Here is a 16,405-nt window from a genome sequence, read left to right as displayed (position 1 = left end):
CAGCCACCCCGAAACGCCTCACGATGTCACCGCCCCGTTCAGTGCGGCAGCGGCTGCTTGATCGGCTCACCGTCGCCGGCGATCGCGAACACCAGCAGCTTCGCCGGCTTCGTCGCGCTCGCGTTTTTCGACACAACGTGATGCGCGCCCGGCGGCTCATACCACGATTCGCCCGGCCCGTAAGTCTTCGCGGGCGAGCCTTCGAGCTGCGACGTGACGCGGCCCTCGAGCACATACGCGAAGATCGAACCGGGATGCGTGTGCGCTTCCGACGCCTGTCCCGGCTTGTAGAAGACGGTCGCCATCAGCACGTTCTTGCCGGCCGCTTCGGGAATCGCCTGCTTCATCACCGGCGTGACGATCTCCTCCGCGCCGGCCGTGTCGTGTGCCAGGGCGTGCGACGCGCCGAAAACGAACGCGGCCGCCAGCACAAGAATGTTGCGCGTGCTCATGTCGTCGTCCTCACGCGGGCAGTTTGCGGAACGCAATCGCGAAGCGGTTCCACGCGTTGATCGCGCTGACGAGCAAGGTCAGGTCGACGATTTCCTCGTCGCTGAAATGCGGTTTGACGGCTTGCCACACGGCATCGGGCACGTGATCCTGCGACACCAGCGTGAGCGCCTCGGTCCATTCGAGCGCAGCGCGTTCGCGGTCGGTGAAGAACGGCGTTTCGCGCCACACGACGACCGTTGCCAGACGGCGGTCGGTTTCGCCGCCCTTGCGCGCGTCAGTCGTGTGCATGTCGACGCAGAACGCGCAGCCGTTGATCTGCGATGCGCGAAGGCGAACCAGTTCGGTCAGCGATTTTTCGAGCGCGGACTTGCCGATGCGCTCTTCCACACCGATGAGCGCCTTGATTGCGGCGGGGCTGGCTTTGTAGAAGTCGAGACGGGGTTCCATGGCGAATCTCCTTGGCTTGGGTTCGGAAGTGCGCCAGAGCGGCGCGACAGGTATAGATTAGGCGCCGAAGTGGCGTTTTGAAATGACCGGTTTTTCCTAATTTGAGGTGACCAATCGCGCATATTTCCAACCCATGCCGATTCATTCCCGTGCGCAAAAAAAACCCGCGGCGAAAATCAGCCGCGGGTCTGCAGGCGCGGTGCCGGGCGAAGTTCAGTCGAGCGCCGACGCCGGGCCGAAGAACTCGTAACGGCTCTGCTTTTCGGGCACGCCGAGCGCCTTCAGATGCTTCTTCACGGCCTTCATGAATGCCTTCGGTCCGAGGAAGTACGCATCGACATCGCGGTTCCTGGGGAGCCACTTGTCGAGCAGCGTTTCATCGACGAAGCCGATGCCGTGCGCTTCGTGATCGCCGTCGACTTTGCGCTCGTAACAGTAGAAGCGCTTGAGTTGCGGATGCCGCGCCGCCAGATCCTCGATGACCTCGCGGAACGCGTGCACGCCGCCGTGCCGCGCCGAGTGGATGAAGTGCACCGGGCGCTGCGTCGCGAGCGCGGCTTGCAGCATCGCGAGCGTCGGCGTGATACCGACGCCGCCGCTGATCAGCACGAGCGGCTTGTCGCTGTGCTCGAGCTTGAAATCGCCAGCAGGCGGATAGAGTTCGATGACATCGCGTTCGCGCAGGTTCTCGTGCAGGAAATTGGACACCTTGCCGTTCGGCTCGCGCTTCACGCTGATACGGTATTCGCGGCCGTTGGGCGCGGCCGACAGCGAGTAGTTGCGGCGCAGTTCGTCGCCGTCGAGGAACACGCGCAGCCCGATGTACTGGCCCGGATGAAAGTCGAGCAGCGCGTCGCCGTCTTCGGGCACGAAATAGAACGACGTGATTTCGTCGCTCTCCTTCACCTTGCGCGCGACGACGAAGCGCCGCGTGCCGCGCCATCCGCCCGGCGCCTGCTCGCGCTCGCTGTACATGCCTTCTTCCAGGCCGATCAGCAGATCGGCGAGTTGCCCGTAGGCAGCGGCCCAGGCATCGATGACGGCGTCGGTCGCGATCTCGTCGCCGAGCACTTCGCGGATCGACTTGAGCAGGCAGCTACCGACGATCGGATAATGTTCCGGCTGGATGTTCAGCGCGACGTGCTTGTTGATGATCTGCCCGACGAGGCCGCCGAGCTTTTCCAGTTCGTCGATGTGACGCGCGTACATCAGCACGCCGTTGGCGAGCGCCCGTTGCTGCGCACCGCTTGCCTGGTGCGCCTGATTGAACATCGGGCGCACTTCGGGATATTCGGTGAGCATCTTGTTGTAGAAGTGCGTGGTGAGCGCCTCGCCGCCGCTTTCGAGCAGCGGGACGGTTGCCTTGACGATGGCACGGTGTTCGGCTGACAGCATTCTTCGGTTCCTCGTGTGATGAAGGCGGAAACAGGGCGCTTCCGCGACGAAAATCTTTTCGCATCAGTTAATACACGTTTCGTGCCAAGGTAGAATCGTCGGTAAATCAATCGTTTAGAGTCTCATATGGTCGAATCGACTCTGGTCAAACGGACTGCCGATGTAGTCGCAATGACTTCGCGAGTCTTGCTGGATGCGCTCGTGCCGCTCATCGAAGACTTGTCGAGCGAGATGCCGGACACCGAACGCTACCGGCGTCTGCTGCACACTTTGCGCGCGCTTTTCCCGAGCGACGCCACCGCGCTGCTGCGTCTCGACGGCGACACGCTCGTGCCGCTCGCCATCGACGGCTTATCGGGCGACACGCTCGGCCGGCGCTTTCGCGTGAGCGAACATCCGCGTTTCGCGCGCATCCTCGCCCGCGAAGAGCCGACGCGCTTCCCCGCCAGTTCCGATCTGCCCGATCCCTACGACGGCCTCGTCAAAGGCCTGAGCGGCCATCTGGAAGTGCACGACTGCCTTGGCTGCCCGCTCTTTGTCCGCGGGCGCGCATGGGGGCTGCTCACGCTCGATGCACTCGATCCCGCCCGTTTCGATGGCGTCGACATGGCGTCGCTACAGGCATTTCTGAGTCTCGCGGCGGCGACCGTGAGCGTCGCGGAACGCATCGATTCGCTCGCCAGGACGAGCGAGGCCGAGCGTCAGCGCGCCGAGATCTACCGGCAGGCGAGCGGCCCGCGCCGGCGCGAAATGATCGGAAGCAGCGAACCGCACAAGCGTTTGCTGGAGGAAATCGCGATTGTCGCGTCGAGCGATCTGACGGTGCTCGTTGCGGGCGAAACGGGCGTCGGCAAGGAACTCGTCGCGAGCGAAATTCACGCGCTGTCGCCGCGCGCCGACAAGCCGCTCGTCAGCCTGAATTGCGCGGCGCTGCCCGACACGCTCGTCGAAAGCGAGCTGTTCGGACACGTGCGCGGCGCGTTTTCGGGGGCGTCGTCGGACCGGCGCGGCAAGTTCGAACTCGCCGACGGCGGCACGCTCTTTCTCGACGAGGTCGGCGAACTGCCGCTGCCCGTGCAGGCCAAGCTGCTGCGCGTGCTGCAGAACGGCCAGTTGCAGCGTATCGGCTCGGACAGCGAGCATAAGGTCGATGTGCGGCTGATCGCCGCGACCAATCGCGATCTCGCCGAGGAAGTGCGCGCGGGGCGTTTTCGCGCGGATTTCTATCACCGGCTGTCTGTGTATCCGCTCGTCGTGCCGCCGCTGCGCGAGCGCGGCCGCGACGTGCTGCTGCTCGCGGGATTCTTTCTGGAGGAGAACCGTTCGCGGCTCGGCTTGCTGAGCCTGCGGCTTTCCACCGATGCGCAGGCCGCGCTGCTCGCTTACCGCTGGCCCGGCAACGTCCGCGAACTGGAGCATCTGATCGGGCGCAGCGCGCTGAAGGCGCTGGCGGCGCATCGTGAGCGTCCGCGCATTCTCACGCTCACGGCCGCCGATCTCGCGCTCAACGGCGACGCGCCGGGCGCGCAGGCCGCGTCGCCGCTGGCGGCGCCCGCGCTCACGCCGGGCGCCGATTTCCGCGCAGCCGTGACGGCTTACGAACGTGCGCTCGTCGTCGATGCGCTCGAACGTCATCGACAAAACTGGGCATCGGCGGCGCGCGAATTGGGCATGGACCGCGCCAATCTGAATCGGCTGGCAAAGCGTCTCGGGCTCAAGTGAGCGCCGCGGGCCGCGCACTGGCTGCCTCGAATATCTTGAAATTGGTCATGTGGCGGCGCAATGCCGCTATCTACAATGCGCACCCGATTGGAACTGCGTCATTGCTTATCTCAAAAAGATGCGTTTCATTGTTCAATCGCAAAGAACGATCACGCGTGACGCGCGCAGCGATGAATCGCATTGAGACAATCTCGGTGCTTGGGAAAACGGTCCGTCTCTTCTAAGATCAGAAAAGCCAGTCGCAACCCATCGGCAGCCAGCGCATTGCAGTGACTTGAAAAACCGCTCCGGACGCGCCTTACCGCGTCCGCGAAATCGAACACGGCAAATCGACAACGGGGGTTACGTGCGAAACGTGGCAAAGCGCAGCACGCTCATCTTGTCCGCGCTCTTCGCGTTGGTCGGCACGTTCGTCGGCGCGTTGATCAGCAGTGGGGCGTTCGCCGCAGGTGCACCGCTGGAACGCGCGCCCGATACGATGCAGGCCCGCGTCATGGGATGCGCCGCCTGCCACGGCGCGCAGGGCCAGGGCACCGACAACGATTACTTCCCGCGCCTGTCCGGCAAGCCCGCCGGCTATCTGTACAACCAACTGCTCGCATTCCGCGACGGCCGGCGTAAATATCCGCCGATGAACTACCTGCTCGCGTATCTCCCCGATGCGTACCTGAAGGAGATCGCCGAGTACTTCGCGAGCGAGCGTCCGCCGTTTCCGCCGCCCAGCCCCGTCACCGTCGATGCGAAAACGCTCGATCTCGGCAAGACGCTCGTCACCAAGGGCGATGCGGCGCGCAAGATTCCCGCCTGCGTAAGTTGCCACGGCGCCGCCATGACCGGCATGGAACCGGCGATTCCCGGCCTGCTCGGCCTCCATGCGGATTACCTCAGCGCGCAACTGGGCGCCTGGCGCTACGGCACGCGCACGACGGTCGCGCCCGACTGCATGGGGCGCATCTCGAAGCTTCTGAGCGATCGCGACATCACCGCGATCGCGGCCTATCTGGCTTCGCTGCCCGCGCCGGCCGATCCCATGCCCGTCGCCGCCCGGTCGCTCAAATTGCCGCTCGCGTGCGGCAGCGTCCCTAACTAACCGAGGACCCGACGTGCTCCGTTTTCGACATCTCCGGGCGCTGACCGTCGTGGTCTTTCTGGCGGCGTGCGCCGCACCGTTCGGGCGCGCGACGGCGCAGTCGGCCGACGCCGCCACCGTCAAGCGCGGCGAGTATCTCGCGCGCGCGGGCGATTGCATCGCGTGCCATACGCTGCCCGCGGGCAAGACCTTCGGCGGCGGCCGGCCGATGGACACGCCGTTCGGCACGCTCTTCACGCCCAATATCTCGTCGGACAAGGAGACGGGCATCGGCAAATGGACCGCCGAAGAATTCTTCGCGATGATGCACACCGGCAAGTCGCGCGACGGCGCGCTGCTCTATCCGGCCATGCCGTACACGTCGTATACGAAAGTCACGCGTGCCGATTCCGACGCCATCTACGCGTTCCTGATGTCGACGCCGGCCGTGCATCAGCCGAACCGCCCGCACGAACTGCGCTTTCCGTTCAACCAGCGCAAGCTGCTGCTCGGCTGGCGTCTGCTGTTCTTCAAGGAAGGCGTGTACGAGCCGGACCCGAAGGAATCCGTCGAATGGAATCGCGGCGCTTATCTCGTCGAAGGGCTCGGCCACTGCTCGATGTGCCATACGGCGATCAACGCGCTCGGCGGCAACGTGAAGTCGAAGGCCTTCGAGGGCGGGCTGATTCCGATTCAGAACTGGTACGCACCGTCGCTGACTTCGAACAAGGAAGCGGGGCTCGGCGACTGGAGCCTCGACGACATCGTCGGTCTCCTGCATGCGGGCGTGTCCAATCGCGGCGCGGTGTACGGGCCGATGGCCGAAGTCGTCTACGACAGTCTGCAATATCTGAACGAAGAAGACGTGCGCGCGATGGCCGTCTATCTGAAGGCCTTGCCCGCGCGTTCCGGCGACAAGCCCGCGCCGCCCACCGAAGCCGCCGTCGAGGCCCGTTCCGATCTCTCGCCGCTCGGCAAGAAGGTCTATGACCAGCACTGCGCCGAATGCCACGCGACGCAGGGTCAGGGCAAGCCGCCTGATTTTCCGCCGCTCGCGAACAATCAGTCGATCGTGATGAGTTCGGCCGTCAACCCGATCCGCATGGTGCTGAACGGCGGCTATCCGCCCGGCACGTTCAAGAATCCGAAGCCGTACGGCATGCCGCCGTTCGCGCAATCGCTGTCGGATGTCGAGGTGGCGGCGGTCGTCACGTATATCCGCACCGCGTGGGGCAACCACGGCGCGCCGGTGTCCGTGAAGGAAGTGAACGAATTGCGTTCCGCACCGCTTTATTGAGTCGACGACACCATGAACGAAGATCCGGACGTGAACGAAGCGGAAGAAGCGAAGCTCGACGCGATCGTGAGGCACGGCCCGTCCGGCGCGATTGCGCTGGCGGGCATTTCGACCGCGATCGTGATCGGCATGTGGTTCATCTTCTACTTTGCCGTGTTCCTGCCGCGCGGCGTGATTCAGTGATCTCAGGGCAATCATTCATCGCATATGGCCATCAATCCAAGCTCGCATGAAGTCGCCGAACGGGTCGAGCGGCGCTGGGCGATCCTCGTCGTGGCGATCGTCACGGTGCTCGTCGCGATGACGGTCTACACCGGCCTGCACTGGGCGATGATGCCGCCGTCGCGCGTCGAGACGATTCGCCCTGAGACGCTGCATGTGTCCGGCGAATTCATCGAGAGCAATCTGGGCAGCGCGCCCGAGGCGGATGGCTCGGTGACGGTGCGCATCGTCGCGCAGCAGTATTCGTTCACGCCGCAATGCCTGGTCGTGCCGGCCGGCGTGCCGATCACCTTCCGCGCGACGAGTTCGGATGTCGTGCACGGTTTTCTCATCACCAACACCAATATCAATTCGATGCTGGAGCCGGGCTATGTCTCGACCTTCAAGACGACTTTCGCGCAGACCGGCGAGCATTTGATGCCTTGCCACGAGTACTGCGGCACTGGGCATCAGAACATGTGGGCGCACGTCAAGGTGGTCGATCGCGCCGAATTCATGCAGATGGCCGACAAGCTGGCGGCCAATTCGCGGAGAGTGTCCTGTGTTCAATAGCAAGCGCCTCGTACTCGCGCATTTCTGGCTGGCGTTCATTGCCTTCGGCGTCGCGCTTCTGCTCGGGGCGTGGCAGATGCTGGTGCGCAGTCCATTGCATCCGTGGCTGCAGAATCCCGAGCTTTACTATCGTTCGGTGACGGAGCATGGCACCGTGATGGGCTATGCGTTTCCGACGCTCATCGCCATGGGCTTCGGCTACGCCGTCAGCGAACTCGCGCTGAAGCGTCCGCTCGTCGGGCTGCGCTGGGCGTGGCTCGGCTTCTGGCTCGTCGCGGTCGGCGCGGTCACGGCGACGGTGCCCGTCGCGATGGGTCTCGCCTCCGTGCTCTACACCTTCTATCCGCCGATGATCGGCAACGTGTTTTATTACGTGGGCGTCGTGCTCGTCGTGGTGGGCTCGTGGGTGTGGGTCGCGCTGATGTCGGTGAACCTCGCGTCATGGAAGCGCGAGAATCGCGGCAAGCCCGTGCCGCTCGCGATGTTCGCGACTGTCGCGGGCGCGTATCTATGGGGCTGGACGGCGGTGGGCGCGGCCATCGAAGTGCTCTTCATGATCCTGCCCGTGGCGATCGGCTGGAAGACGACCATCGACGCCGGTCTCGCGCGCGTGTTCTTCTCGTGGACGCTGCATGCGATCGTCTACTTCTGGCTGATGCCTGCATACATCGCGTATTACACGATCATTCCGCGCGCGATCGGCGGCCGTCTCTACAGCGACTCGATGGCGCGCATCTCGTTCATCCTGTTCCTCGTCGTGTCTATGCCGATCGGCATTCACCATCTCTTCGCCGATCCGCAAGTGGGCTCGGGCTTCAAGTTCATGCATTCGGTGTTCACGGCGCTCGTCGCGGTGCCGACGTTGCTCACGGTGTTCACGATCTGCGCGTCCGTGGAAATCGCGGCGCGGCTGCGCGGCGGACGCGGCCCGCTCGGCTGGATCAAGGCGCTGCCGTGGGACAACCCGATGATGCTCGCCGTCGCGTTCTCCTTCGTCATGCTGGGCTTCGGCGGCGCGGGCGGGCTCATCAACATGAGCTATCAGCTCGACTCGACCATCCACAATACGCAGTGGGTGACGGGGCACTTTCATCTGATCTTCGGCGGCGCGATCGTGATCATGTATTTCGTGATCGCGTACGATTTGTGGCCGCATCTGACGGGCCGCGCGCTATTGAGCGTGAAGCTGATGCGCTGGCAGTTGTGGCTGTGGTTCATCGGCATGATCGTGCTGACGTTTCCGTGGCACTTCGTCGGCATTCTCGGCATGCCGCGACGCATGGCCTTCTACGATTACAACGACCCGGAAATCGCCGCGCAGGGCCTTTCGGTGGCGATTTCCGTGCTGGGCGCGCTGATTCTGCTGGCGTCGGCGGTGCTGTTCTTCATCGTGCTGGTGAAGGGACATCGCGCGCCGCCGGTGAAGGTGGAAGAGTTCCGCTTCAGCCGCGCGGTGCATGAGCCGCGCAGCATTCCGGTGGCGTTGAACAGTTTCGCGCTGTGGCTCACGCTGATGATCGCGCTTACGCTCGTCAACTACGGCTATCCGATTGCGCAGTTGCTCACGCGTTCGGACACGTCGGTGCCCGCGGTGCCGATCGGAGCGCAGCGATGAGCGACGAACGCCTCTTCACTTTCCGCAACCGCTGGTTCACCGTCAGCGTCTTGGGGATGATCGTCATCATGGCGGTGGCGGCGCTGATCGGTTTCGTCTGGTTGCCGTCGGCGCAGCGCGATGCACCGTTCACCGGCATCTGGAACGCGATCTGCAGCGCCGCGGGCGTGCCGCGCGAATGGTATGCGGGCGACGGCCCGACGGTCGAGCCGAAGGTGACGCTCACGAGCGTCGAGATGACGCCGCAGTTGCTCACGAGCGCGAGCGCGAATTCGATCGGGCGGGGCGCGACGCTCGCGTTGCGCTGCACGATGTGCCACGGCGAACGCGGCATGAGCGACGCCAATTCGCCGAATCTGGCGGGGCAGTATGCGTCGGTGATCTACAAGCAGTTGATCGATTTTCAGAAGGGCGCGCGCACCAACGCGGTGATGTCGCCGATGGCGATGAACCTGAGCGATCAGGACATGCGCGATCTCGCCGCGTATTACGCGAGCCTGCCGCGGCCGCCCGCGCAACGCAAGGTGAGCGAGGCGCTCGCGCCGCCGGTTGTCGCGCACGGTTCGCCGATGCGCAATATTGCGCCTTGCGCGGTGTGTCACGGCGGCATCGACAGCAAGGCGGGCAGTCCGTGGCTCGATGGTCTGCCGGCCGCCTATACGAAGTCGCAACTGGTGGCGTTCGCCAACGGCACGCGCACCAACGACATCGACGGCGTGATGCGCAACGTCGCGCGCAACATGACGCCCGAGGAAATCGATGCAGCCGCGGCGTACTATGCGCGGGAATCGAATGCGAAGTGAGGGTTTCACGCGAGCCGCTGTAACGTTATAAGCACGTCGTGGAATCGCCGCTCGGCCAAAAGGGGCTTCATTGCCCCGTCGAGTTGCTTTCTGTATCGTGGCCCGAAGCATGCTGCAATGACACGCATGTCGCGCGGCACGAACCGGAAGGCACGAAATGGAATCCAGCAGCGAAGCGGTAAAAACCGACGTATTGATCATCGGCGCGGGCCCCGTCGGCTTGTTCGCGGCGTTCGAGGCGGGCGTGATCGGCTTGACGTGCCAGATCGTCGATACGCTCGGGCGCATCGGCGGGCAGTGCATCGAGCTTTATCCCGACAAACCCATCTACGATATCCCCGCCATTCCGTCATGCACCGCGCGCGAACTCGTCGACCGTTTGCTGGAGCAGATTCGTCCCTTCGATGTGCCGATCCATCTCGACCAGCGCGTTCAGTCCGTCGCGCAACGTGACGACGATCACCGCTGGATCGTGACGACGGAGCGCGGCATGCGCTTCGACTGCGCCGCCATTCTGATCGCTGCGGGCAACGGCGCATTCGTGCCGCAGCGTCTGCAACTGCCCGAAGCCGCCGCGCTCGAAGGCAAGGACGTCCACTACAGTGTCGCGCGCGCCGCGGATTTCGCGGACAAGCACGTGCTCGTCGCGGGCGGCGGCGATTCGGCGCTCGACTGGGCGCTCGCGCTGAAGGACATCGCGAAGAAGCTCACGCTCGTGCATCGGCGTAACGGCTTTTCGGCGGCCGCCAACTCGGTCGCGGCGATGAAGCGCGCGGTCGAGGCGGGCGAGATGGACTTCGTCGTCGGCATGATCGATTCGCTCGATGTGCCCGAAGGCGCGCTGCGCGCCGCGCGCATCAAACAGATCGACGGCGTGACGGAGATCGCCGCCGACAAACTCGTCGCGCTATATGGGCTCGTCTCCGAACTCGGGCCGATCGCCACATGGAACCTCGATGTGCGCGGCGGGCGCATCGAAGTGGACACGTCGAATTACGAATCGTCGCGGCCGGGCATCTTCGCGGTCGGCGATATCGCGAACTATCCGAACAAGCAGAAGCTGATTTTGTCGGGCTTTCACGAAGCGTCGCTTGCGTTGCGCAAGGCGTATGGGTATGCGTATCCCGACAAAAAGCGCGTGCACGTGCATTCGAGCTATGACGCCAAGCTCGCGGAACGCGTGAGCGCCGCGCACACAGCCGACGATGCTTAAGCGTCGCGCGTGACCGCTCGTCTCGTCGCGTGGCTGTTGATGGCGATGCTCATCGGCGGCGCTGCATTCGGCTATGCGGTCTATACGAAGCGCATCGTTTTGCCCGAACGCTACGATCCATTTGCGCCGCTCGACGTTCGCGCACCGCAAGGTCCGCTCACGTCATTCAAGCTATGGCGCACGATGCACGACGCGCAACTTTGCGATGCCGCACTCGCGCGCTCCGGTCTCGTGTATCGCGAGATGGCCGATGCAACCGGCGCCGGCGGCTGCGAACTCAAGAACGTGGTGCGCGTCACGCGCGCCGGTGACACGAGCTTCAGCGCGCCGTTTCTCGCGACGTGTCCGCTCGCACTCGGCATGGCGTACTTCGAGCATCACTATCTTCAAGCCGCCGCGCAGGAGACCTACGGCGAGCGCGTCGCGCGTATCGAGCATGTGGGCAGCTACACGTGCCGCAACGTGAATCATCGGCAGGATACGGCGTTGAGTCAGCATGCGAGCGCGAACGCCATCGACCTGACGGGCTTCGTGCTCGATGACGGAAAACGCATCGCGCTCGCGCGCTGGGACGATGCAGCGTCGCCCGATGCACGCTTCCTGCGCCGCGTTCACGAAGGCGCGTGCCGCTCGTTCGACACGACCCTCGGCCCCGGCTACAACGCGCTGCACGAGACGCACTTTCACGTCGACATGGGTCCGTACCGCATCTGCCGATAATGCCGATGATGCCGCCGAATCACGCGTGATGATGCGCCGGATTGCGGCAAGTCGAATGATCGTGAGGGCCGTCGTTCCACGCCGAACCGAGGATGATGCTGCAGAAGTTCAGCCGCTTGTAACTCGGGTCCTTCAACGCGAGCACGTCGGCCTTGACGTTGCCGAACGTCGATTCGGGCTTTTTGATCGTGCCTTGCGTGAATGCATCGATGATGCCTTCCTTGAAGTTCGACTCGCGCGGATGCGCCGCGACCACGAGGCGCCGCTGATCCGCGCTGAAGTCGTCGTAGGCGAGGCCGAGCACGTCCATCTCGACGCCCGCCGTGACGAGCGCGACCACCGGCTTCTTGTGCTGCGGAATGCCGGGCGTCGTGTGCAGCGCGATCGAATCCCACACTTGTTCGATCTCGCTTTCGCCGATGCCGTGCTGACGCAGAAAATCGCGCGCCGCATTCGCACCATCGACTTCGAAGCGGTCTTGCGGGCTGCTGTAGGCTTCGGTGAGGCCCATGTCATGGAACATCGCGCCGATATACAGCAGCTCGGGGTCGTACTTCAGTTGCTTGCGTTCGCCCGTCAGCGCGCCGAAGAGAAACACGCGGCGCGAGTGGTTGTACAGCAGATCGGGTTCGGTGTCGCGCACGAGTTGCGTGGCTTCGCGCGCCATCTGGCTGTCGGGAATTCTGATGCCTGCGATGATTTCGCTCATGGTGAATGCTCCGTGATGTTCGAGGACATGAAAGCCGCGCGTTGCTAAAATCGCGCTGCGCGGCGTGTGACGGTTCAGACGAGAGAGCCGGGCGGGATCGGGTCGCTCGCGGGAAAGGTATCGGCGAGCGCCTGATCGAGCAGCCAGTCCTGATGCTCGTACGCTCCGATCGTGCTTTGAATCGTGGCTTCGCTGTGCGGGTTCATGGCGGGTGCCTCCGTGGCAGTTGCGCGATGTGTTGCGATAGATACAAGTCTCGGCAAAACGCCGCCTTGGCTCAATCGAAACGACGCATCGAACCCTGCCAAGCGCACGCCGTCTTCTGCCACACGCCTTCATCACGGACTTTCTTCCTTCGATGCGTACAGTCGCAATCGCAATCTTCCAGGGCGTGCAGGCGCTCGACGTGGCCGGTCCCGTCGATGTATTCGCGGAAGCGAATGGCTTCGTGCCCGCGTCGGATGGCTACGAGATCACGCTCGTCGGTCCCGAGGAGCGCGTCGTGCGGGCGTCGAACGGCACGCGTCTTGTCGCGGACATCTCGTTCGACGCGGCGAATCAGCATTACGGCACCGCGCTCGTTGCAGGCGGACCGAGCCTTCCCGTCGATGCACCGAACGCGGAACTGACCGCGTGGCTCATCGATGTCGCATCGCATTGCGAGCGCTATGGTTCGATCTGCACCGGCGCGTTCGCGCTGGGCCACGCAGGCCTGCTCGACGGCCGCGACGTCACCACGCACTGGCAAGACGCGCCGCGGCTCGCCGCATGCTTTCCGCTCGCGCGCGTCGAGCTCGATCGCATCTACATGCGCGAAGGCAATCTCGTGACCTCGGCGGGCGTGACGGCGGGCATCGATGTCGCGCTCGCGCTCGTCGCCGAGGATCACGGACCGCAGGTTGCGCTCGCGGTGGCAAAACGCCTCGTCGTGTTTGCGCAGCGGCGCGGCGGGCAGTCGCAGTTCAGTCCGTATCTCAGCGCGCCCGCCGACGAAACCTCGCCGGTCGCGAAAGTGCAGGCTTACGTGATGGAGCACATCGGCGAGCGGCTGTCGGTTGCGCAACTGGCGCGCGTCGCGGGCATGAGCGAGCGCAACTTCGCGCGCGCCTTCGTGCAGCTTGCGGATATGACGCCGCATGAGTTCGTCGAGCGGGCGCGCGTGGATGCGGCCCGCAACGTGCTGGAGAGCAGCGACACGCCCCTGAAAACCGTCGCCTACGAATGCGGCTTCGGCACGGCGGACCGCATGCGGCTCGTGTTCACGCGGCGACTCGGCGTCTCGCCGAACGACTATCGGACGAGCTTTCGCACGCGCTTTACGCGGTGATGCACGCTTAACGCCGACGCGTCGCGACGGGTTCGTTAAAATCGTGATGAACGCGGCGTCAGCAGAAGTGCACGCGCCGCAGAAATCCACCCTCGACATATCGGATCAACGAATGACGAATCAAGCAACCGCCACGCAAGATCCCTACGAACGACGCGCCTTGTTGCTGCATCTCGGCGATGTACTGGAGACGGTGTTTTGCCTGAGCCAATGCGCTGACGAATACGCGAGCATCGGCGATGCGGTGAAGGGCAACGACGCGCTCGCCGGTTTCACGCTGCTCGGTTTCGTCGATGCAAGCATGGCGCCGCGCGACTTTATCCGTCGCGCATCGGGCGCATTTTTCGTGTGGCCGAAGGCGCTGCTGGACGAAACGCTGAACCGTCCGATGCTCGCCAACACGGTGAAGCACGATCTCTTCGCCGATAACGCGAAGGGCTGGAATGCCTACGCGGAAGAGCGCCGCCGCGATGTGCCCTGGTTTGGCGCAGATTTGCCTGACGTGGCGCAGAGCGCGGCACCGGCGCACGAAGCCGAATCTCACGAAGCCAAAGCCGAAGCTGCGCCGGACGCGAAGAAGCCGAAACGCAAAGCGGTAGCGGAGCAACCTTCGCGTTACGCAACCTGGCCCTGGCCCGACAAGTCCTAATCAGCAGAGACTAAGACCAAGCGCGCAGCAGTCTCTGCATCATGGCTTCTTGCTCATGCTGCCTGCGCCCGCGTCGAAGCCGAGTCCGTTCGGCCGGCTGGGCGCCGCTTCCTTGCCCGACGATGTCTTGCCCGGCCGCGTCTTCAACGCATCGCTCGCATTGACTGCGGCTGCAGCGGGCGGCGTGACGTTGTGTTCCTGATACGCGGGCGCGCTGTCGTACTGCAACTTGCTCGACGGTTGCGGCTGTTGCGGCGCTTGCTGTGCGCTTGCCACAACCGCAAGCGTGCCGCCGAGCAGAATCCCCGTCATGCGTCCGAACGCGCTGAGTGTCGGTCTCATCTTTCGCCTCCCTTTGTTCTGCACTTTCGAGAGAGTTCAGCAAGACACGGACCCGCTTGCGGAGCGTGATTGCTGGCTCCGCTTGTCGATGCGCAAGGCTCTCGTTCGTCTCTGTGCGGTCATGACGACGGCTTGACTCCGGTCAATGGCGCATGTCCGATGCCTCGGGACAATCCTCATTTTCAACGCGGAAATAACGGAAATGAGAAGAAGTCTCGGGGCTGTGGCGACCGCGTGTGCGGCGCTTTTTGCAGGCGTGGCGCACGCGGCAGGCGATGCATCGTCGAACGATATGACGGGCGGCATCCACGCAGGCGACGTGCTTGTACGTCTGCGCGCGATCAGCATCGAACCTCAGGTGAACGCGGGCGGCGCACTCGGTACGCTCGGCGTCGATGTGAACAACGCGATCGTGCCGGAGCTCGACTTCACCTACATGATCCGCGATCAGATCGGCGTCGAGCTGATCCTCGGCACGTCGCGGCATCAGGTGACTTCGAACATCGGTTCGCTCGGCGGCGTGAACGTGTTGCCGCCCACCTTGCTGCTGCAATATCACTTCAATCACGCGGGCCGCGTGCGGCCTTATGTCGGCGCGGGCGTGAACTATACGTACTTCTATAACGACAAGCTGAAGGCGGGCGATACGCCGGTGTCGATCAAACGCAGCAGCTTTGGCCCCGCGTTGCAGGCCGGTATCGACGTGCAGGTGGCCAGGAACCTGTTCGTCAACGCGGACGTGAAGAAGATCTGGATGCGCACGAGCGCCTCGGCGGGCGGCGCCGATCTCGGCTCGCTGAAGATCGATCCGTGGGTGCTCGGCGTGGGCGTCGGCATGAAGTTCTGATCGCGAAGTCCCTACGCAGGCGCTCGCGCCACGTCTGAAAAATTGGCGGAAGAAGCCGGTGTTTCTGGCGTAGACGAAAAAGCCGCCGCGGTATCCTTGACAGCAGGCCCGGCGCAGACTCGCGCCGCGTGGCCGCCGGCGCGCATGCGCATCGACGGCCAGGCGGCGAGCGATCTGCAACGACTAATAAAACTGCATCGGGGAACAGCAAGCCAATGAGACTTTCCACTTACGCGGGAATCGCCTTGCTCGCGGCATCCGGCGCCGCTGCCGCGCAACAGCCGCTCACGTTGCCCGGCCGCAGTCAGAGTTCGTGGCAACAATCGGTCGATAACGCGGCCTGCTACGGCTACGCCAATCAGACGACCAAAGTGAATGTCGCGCGCGAACCGCAGACGCCGCCACGCGACACGCAGCGCGAAACGCGCACGCTCTCGCCGCCGCGTCCGGTCGAGCCGCCGCTGCCGCCTGTCGCATCGGGTGCGCTTGCGGCGTCGGCGGCGGCGCCTGCATCGGGTGCGTCGGCGGCGATTGCGGCTTCGGGCGCATCGGCGGCGACGATGGCTGGCGCATCCGCGCCGCACGGCGCATCGGCTGCGATGCCCGCGTCCGGCGTGGCCATGGCTTCCGGCGCATCGGACGCGATTCTCGGCGGCGACATGAAGATGCCGCCGCTGCCGCCTCCCGAACCGCCGATGGTGCGCTACTGGCGCGCCTACAGCGAGTGCATGCAGAACCGCGGTTACTTCGTGCGATGACACGCTGAAGCGAACGAGCGCCCGCCTAAAAGCCGGGCGCTTTTCGCGTTCGGCTACTGCAACAGTCCAAAGACCGCGACGCCCGTGCGCGTGCCGACGAACACCTTGCCGTTCGCGATCATCGGCGCGATGAACTGATCGCGCGCGTCCTACCGATTGCTGTTGTACAACTCGCCGAGACCGCCGGGGTCGTGCCGGGGTAGGGTGACGTCGTGCGGCTGCGCGAGGCGGCATACGAACTTCCGCTTCGACGGGTTTAAGCTCG

At 64.2% G+C, this 16,405-nt stretch carries 19 protein-coding genes; 13 read left to right on the top strand and 6 right to left on the bottom strand.

The features are described 5' to 3' along the window. Positions 1–38 precede the first annotated feature (38 nt). From BRPE64_RS18085 to hmpA, 3 genes are all read right to left on the bottom strand, one after another. Positions 39–452 carry a cupin domain-containing protein gene (locus tag BRPE64_RS18085; RefSeq protein WP_016354947.1) on the bottom strand — a complete coding sequence of 138 codons (414 nt, stop codon included), beginning with the start codon at positions 450–452 and terminating at the stop codon, positions 39–41. A gap of 10 nt (positions 453–462) precedes the next feature. Continuing rightward, positions 463–900 carry a carboxymuconolactone decarboxylase family protein gene (locus tag BRPE64_RS18080; RefSeq protein WP_016354946.1) on the bottom strand — a complete coding sequence of 146 codons (438 nt, stop codon included), beginning with the start codon at positions 898–900 and terminating at the stop codon, positions 463–465. 213 nt (positions 901–1,113) lie between these two features. Further along, positions 1,114–2,295 carry an NO-inducible flavohemoprotein gene (gene hmpA / locus BRPE64_RS18075; protein WP_016354945.1) on the bottom strand — a complete coding sequence of 394 codons (1,182 nt, stop codon included), beginning with the start codon at positions 2,293–2,295 and terminating at the stop codon, positions 1,114–1,116. 126 nt (positions 2,296–2,421) lie between these two features. Here hmpA and norR point away from each other — a divergent pair, with 126 nt between their 5' ends. The 9 genes from norR to BRPE64_RS18030 all read left to right on the top strand — a co-directional run bounded on the left by norR (position 2,422) and on the right by BRPE64_RS18030 (position 11,508). Beyond that, positions 2,422–4,017, top strand: coding sequence for a nitric oxide reductase transcriptional regulator NorR (norR, locus tag BRPE64_RS18070; RefSeq protein ID WP_044042429.1), 1,596 nt, complete (start codon positions 2,422–2,424; stop codon positions 4,015–4,017). Between the two features lie 478 nt (positions 4,018–4,495). Then, complete coding sequence (locus tag BRPE64_RS18065) at positions 4,496–5,107, top strand: c-type cytochrome (protein ID WP_084675786.1); 612 nt, start codon at positions 4,496–4,498, stop codon at positions 5,105–5,107. A 13-nt stretch (positions 5,108–5,120) separates the two neighbouring features. Further along, the gene (locus tag BRPE64_RS18060) at positions 5,121–6,383 is read left to right on the top strand and encodes a c-type cytochrome (protein ID WP_044042427.1); all 1,263 of its coding nucleotides are present in this window, start codon (positions 5,121–5,123) and stop codon (positions 6,381–6,383) included. A gap of 12 nt (positions 6,384–6,395) precedes the next feature. Next, positions 6,396–6,566: a hypothetical protein gene (locus BRPE64_RS33450; protein WP_016354940.1), complete on the top strand. Its 171-nt coding sequence runs from the start codon at positions 6,396–6,398 to the stop codon at positions 6,564–6,566. A 24-nt stretch (positions 6,567–6,590) separates the two neighbouring features. Continuing rightward, positions 6,591–7,157 carry a cupredoxin domain-containing protein gene (locus BRPE64_RS18050; RefSeq protein ID WP_016354939.1) on the top strand — a complete coding sequence of 189 codons (567 nt, stop codon included), beginning with the start codon at positions 6,591–6,593 and terminating at the stop codon, positions 7,155–7,157. After that, on the top strand, positions 7,147–8,772 hold the full coding sequence (locus BRPE64_RS18045) for a cbb3-type cytochrome c oxidase subunit I (protein WP_016354938.1): 1,626 nt from the start codon (positions 7,147–7,149) through the stop codon (positions 8,770–8,772). Before BRPE64_RS18050 ends, BRPE64_RS18045 begins: the two co-directional genes overlap by 11 nt. Continuing rightward, positions 8,769–9,575 (top strand): c-type cytochrome, encoded by an 807-nt coding sequence (locus BRPE64_RS18040; protein ID WP_016354937.1) that lies wholly within the window; start codon positions 8,769–8,771, stop codon positions 9,573–9,575. The genes BRPE64_RS18045 and BRPE64_RS18040 overlap by 4 nt, the downstream gene beginning before the upstream one ends. A 157-nt stretch (positions 9,576–9,732) precedes the next feature. After that, positions 9,733–10,788, top strand: a complete 1,056-nt coding sequence (locus tag BRPE64_RS18035; protein ID WP_016354936.1) for an NAD(P)/FAD-dependent oxidoreductase — start codon at positions 9,733–9,735, stop codon at positions 10,786–10,788. Between the two features lie 9 nt (positions 10,789–10,797). After that, entirely contained in the window at positions 10,798–11,508 is a 711-nt protein-coding gene (locus BRPE64_RS18030; RefSeq protein WP_016354935.1) for an extensin-like domain-containing protein, read from the top strand. Between the two features lie 19 nt (positions 11,509–11,527). Here BRPE64_RS18030 and BRPE64_RS18025 read toward each other — a convergent pair whose 3' ends face one another. After that, positions 11,528–12,217, bottom strand: a complete 690-nt coding sequence (locus BRPE64_RS18025) for an HD domain-containing protein (RefSeq protein ID WP_016354934.1) — start codon at positions 12,215–12,217, stop codon at positions 11,528–11,530. 74 nt (positions 12,218–12,291) lie between these two features. Further along, complete coding sequence (locus BRPE64_RS33940; protein WP_016354933.1) at positions 12,292–12,423, bottom strand: hypothetical protein; 132 nt, start codon at positions 12,421–12,423, stop codon at positions 12,292–12,294. 152 nt (positions 12,424–12,575) lie between these two features. On the opposite strand from BRPE64_RS33940, the gene BRPE64_RS18020 reads away from it, so the two are divergent. Then, positions 12,576–13,544: a GlxA family transcriptional regulator gene (locus BRPE64_RS18020; RefSeq protein WP_016354932.1), complete on the top strand. Its 969-nt coding sequence runs from the start codon at positions 12,576–12,578 to the stop codon at positions 13,542–13,544. 112 nt (positions 13,545–13,656) lie between these two features. Further along, positions 13,657–14,193 carry a hypothetical protein gene (locus BRPE64_RS18015; RefSeq protein WP_044042754.1) on the top strand — a complete coding sequence of 179 codons (537 nt, stop codon included), beginning with the start codon at positions 13,657–13,659 and terminating at the stop codon, positions 14,191–14,193. Positions 14,194–14,232: 39 nt separating this feature from the next. Here BRPE64_RS18015 and BRPE64_RS18010 read toward each other — a convergent pair whose 3' ends face one another. Further along, positions 14,233–14,535, bottom strand: a complete 303-nt coding sequence (locus BRPE64_RS18010; RefSeq protein WP_044042425.1) for a hypothetical protein — start codon at positions 14,533–14,535, stop codon at positions 14,233–14,235. A 202-nt stretch (positions 14,536–14,737) separates the two neighbouring features. Here BRPE64_RS18010 and BRPE64_RS18005 point away from each other — a divergent pair, with 202 nt between their 5' ends. Continuing rightward, positions 14,738–15,382, top strand: coding sequence for an OmpW/AlkL family protein (locus BRPE64_RS18005; protein ID WP_044042424.1), 645 nt, complete (start codon positions 14,738–14,740; stop codon positions 15,380–15,382). Between the two features lie 215 nt (positions 15,383–15,597). Further along, positions 15,598–16,140: a hypothetical protein gene (locus BRPE64_RS18000; protein ID WP_016354928.1), complete on the top strand. Its 543-nt coding sequence runs from the start codon at positions 15,598–15,600 to the stop codon at positions 16,138–16,140. Positions 16,141–16,405: the final 265 nt, after the last annotated feature.

The sequence above is a fragment of the Caballeronia insecticola genome (assembly GCF_000402035.1).
In the GTDB taxonomy this organism is placed as follows: Bacteria; Pseudomonadota; Gammaproteobacteria; order Burkholderiales; family Burkholderiaceae; genus Caballeronia; species Caballeronia insecticola.
This window is presented reverse-complemented; position numbering and strand designations above follow the sequence as displayed.

Coding starts and splice junctions, on each gene's coding strand:
- BRPE64_RS18025 (WP_016354934.1), bottom strand. CDS start 12,217: ATGAGCGAAATCATCGCAGGCATCAGAATTCCCGACAGCCAGATGGCG.
- BRPE64_RS18000 (WP_016354928.1), top strand. CDS start 15,598: ATGAGACTTTCCACTTACGCGGGAATCGCCTTGCTCGCGGCATCCGGC.
- BRPE64_RS18050 (WP_016354939.1), top strand. CDS start 6,591: ATGGCCATCAATCCAAGCTCGCATGAAGTCGCCGAACGGGTCGAGCGG.
- BRPE64_RS18085 (WP_016354947.1), bottom strand. CDS start 452: ATGAGCACGCGCAACATTCTTGTGCTGGCGGCCGCGTTCGTTTTCGGC.
- BRPE64_RS18020 (WP_016354932.1), top strand. CDS start 12,576: ATGCGTACAGTCGCAATCGCAATCTTCCAGGGCGTGCAGGCGCTCGAC.
- BRPE64_RS33450 (WP_016354940.1), top strand. CDS start 6,396: ATGAACGAAGATCCGGACGTGAACGAAGCGGAAGAAGCGAAGCTCGAC.
- BRPE64_RS18080 (WP_016354946.1), bottom strand. CDS start 900: ATGGAACCCCGTCTCGACTTCTACAAAGCCAGCCCCGCCGCAATCAAG.
- BRPE64_RS18015 (WP_044042754.1), top strand. CDS start 13,657: ATGACGAATCAAGCAACCGCCACGCAAGATCCCTACGAACGACGCGCC.
- BRPE64_RS18010 (WP_044042425.1), bottom strand. CDS start 14,535: ATGAGACCGACACTCAGCGCGTTCGGACGCATGACGGGGATTCTGCTC.
- BRPE64_RS18035 (WP_016354936.1), top strand. CDS start 9,733: ATGGAATCCAGCAGCGAAGCGGTAAAAACCGACGTATTGATCATCGGC.
- BRPE64_RS18065 (WP_084675786.1), top strand. CDS start 4,496: ATGCAGGCCCGCGTCATGGGATGCGCCGCCTGCCACGGCGCGCAGGGC.
- BRPE64_RS33940 (WP_016354933.1), bottom strand. CDS start 12,423: ATGAACCCGCACAGCGAAGCCACGATTCAAAGCACGATCGGAGCGTAC.
- BRPE64_RS18005 (WP_044042424.1), top strand. CDS start 14,738: ATGAGAAGAAGTCTCGGGGCTGTGGCGACCGCGTGTGCGGCGCTTTTT.
- BRPE64_RS18040 (WP_016354937.1), top strand. CDS start 8,769: ATGAGCGACGAACGCCTCTTCACTTTCCGCAACCGCTGGTTCACCGTC.
- hmpA (WP_016354945.1), bottom strand. CDS start 2,295: ATGCTGTCAGCCGAACACCGTGCCATCGTCAAGGCAACCGTCCCGCTG.
- norR (WP_044042429.1), top strand. CDS start 2,422: ATGGTCGAATCGACTCTGGTCAAACGGACTGCCGATGTAGTCGCAATG.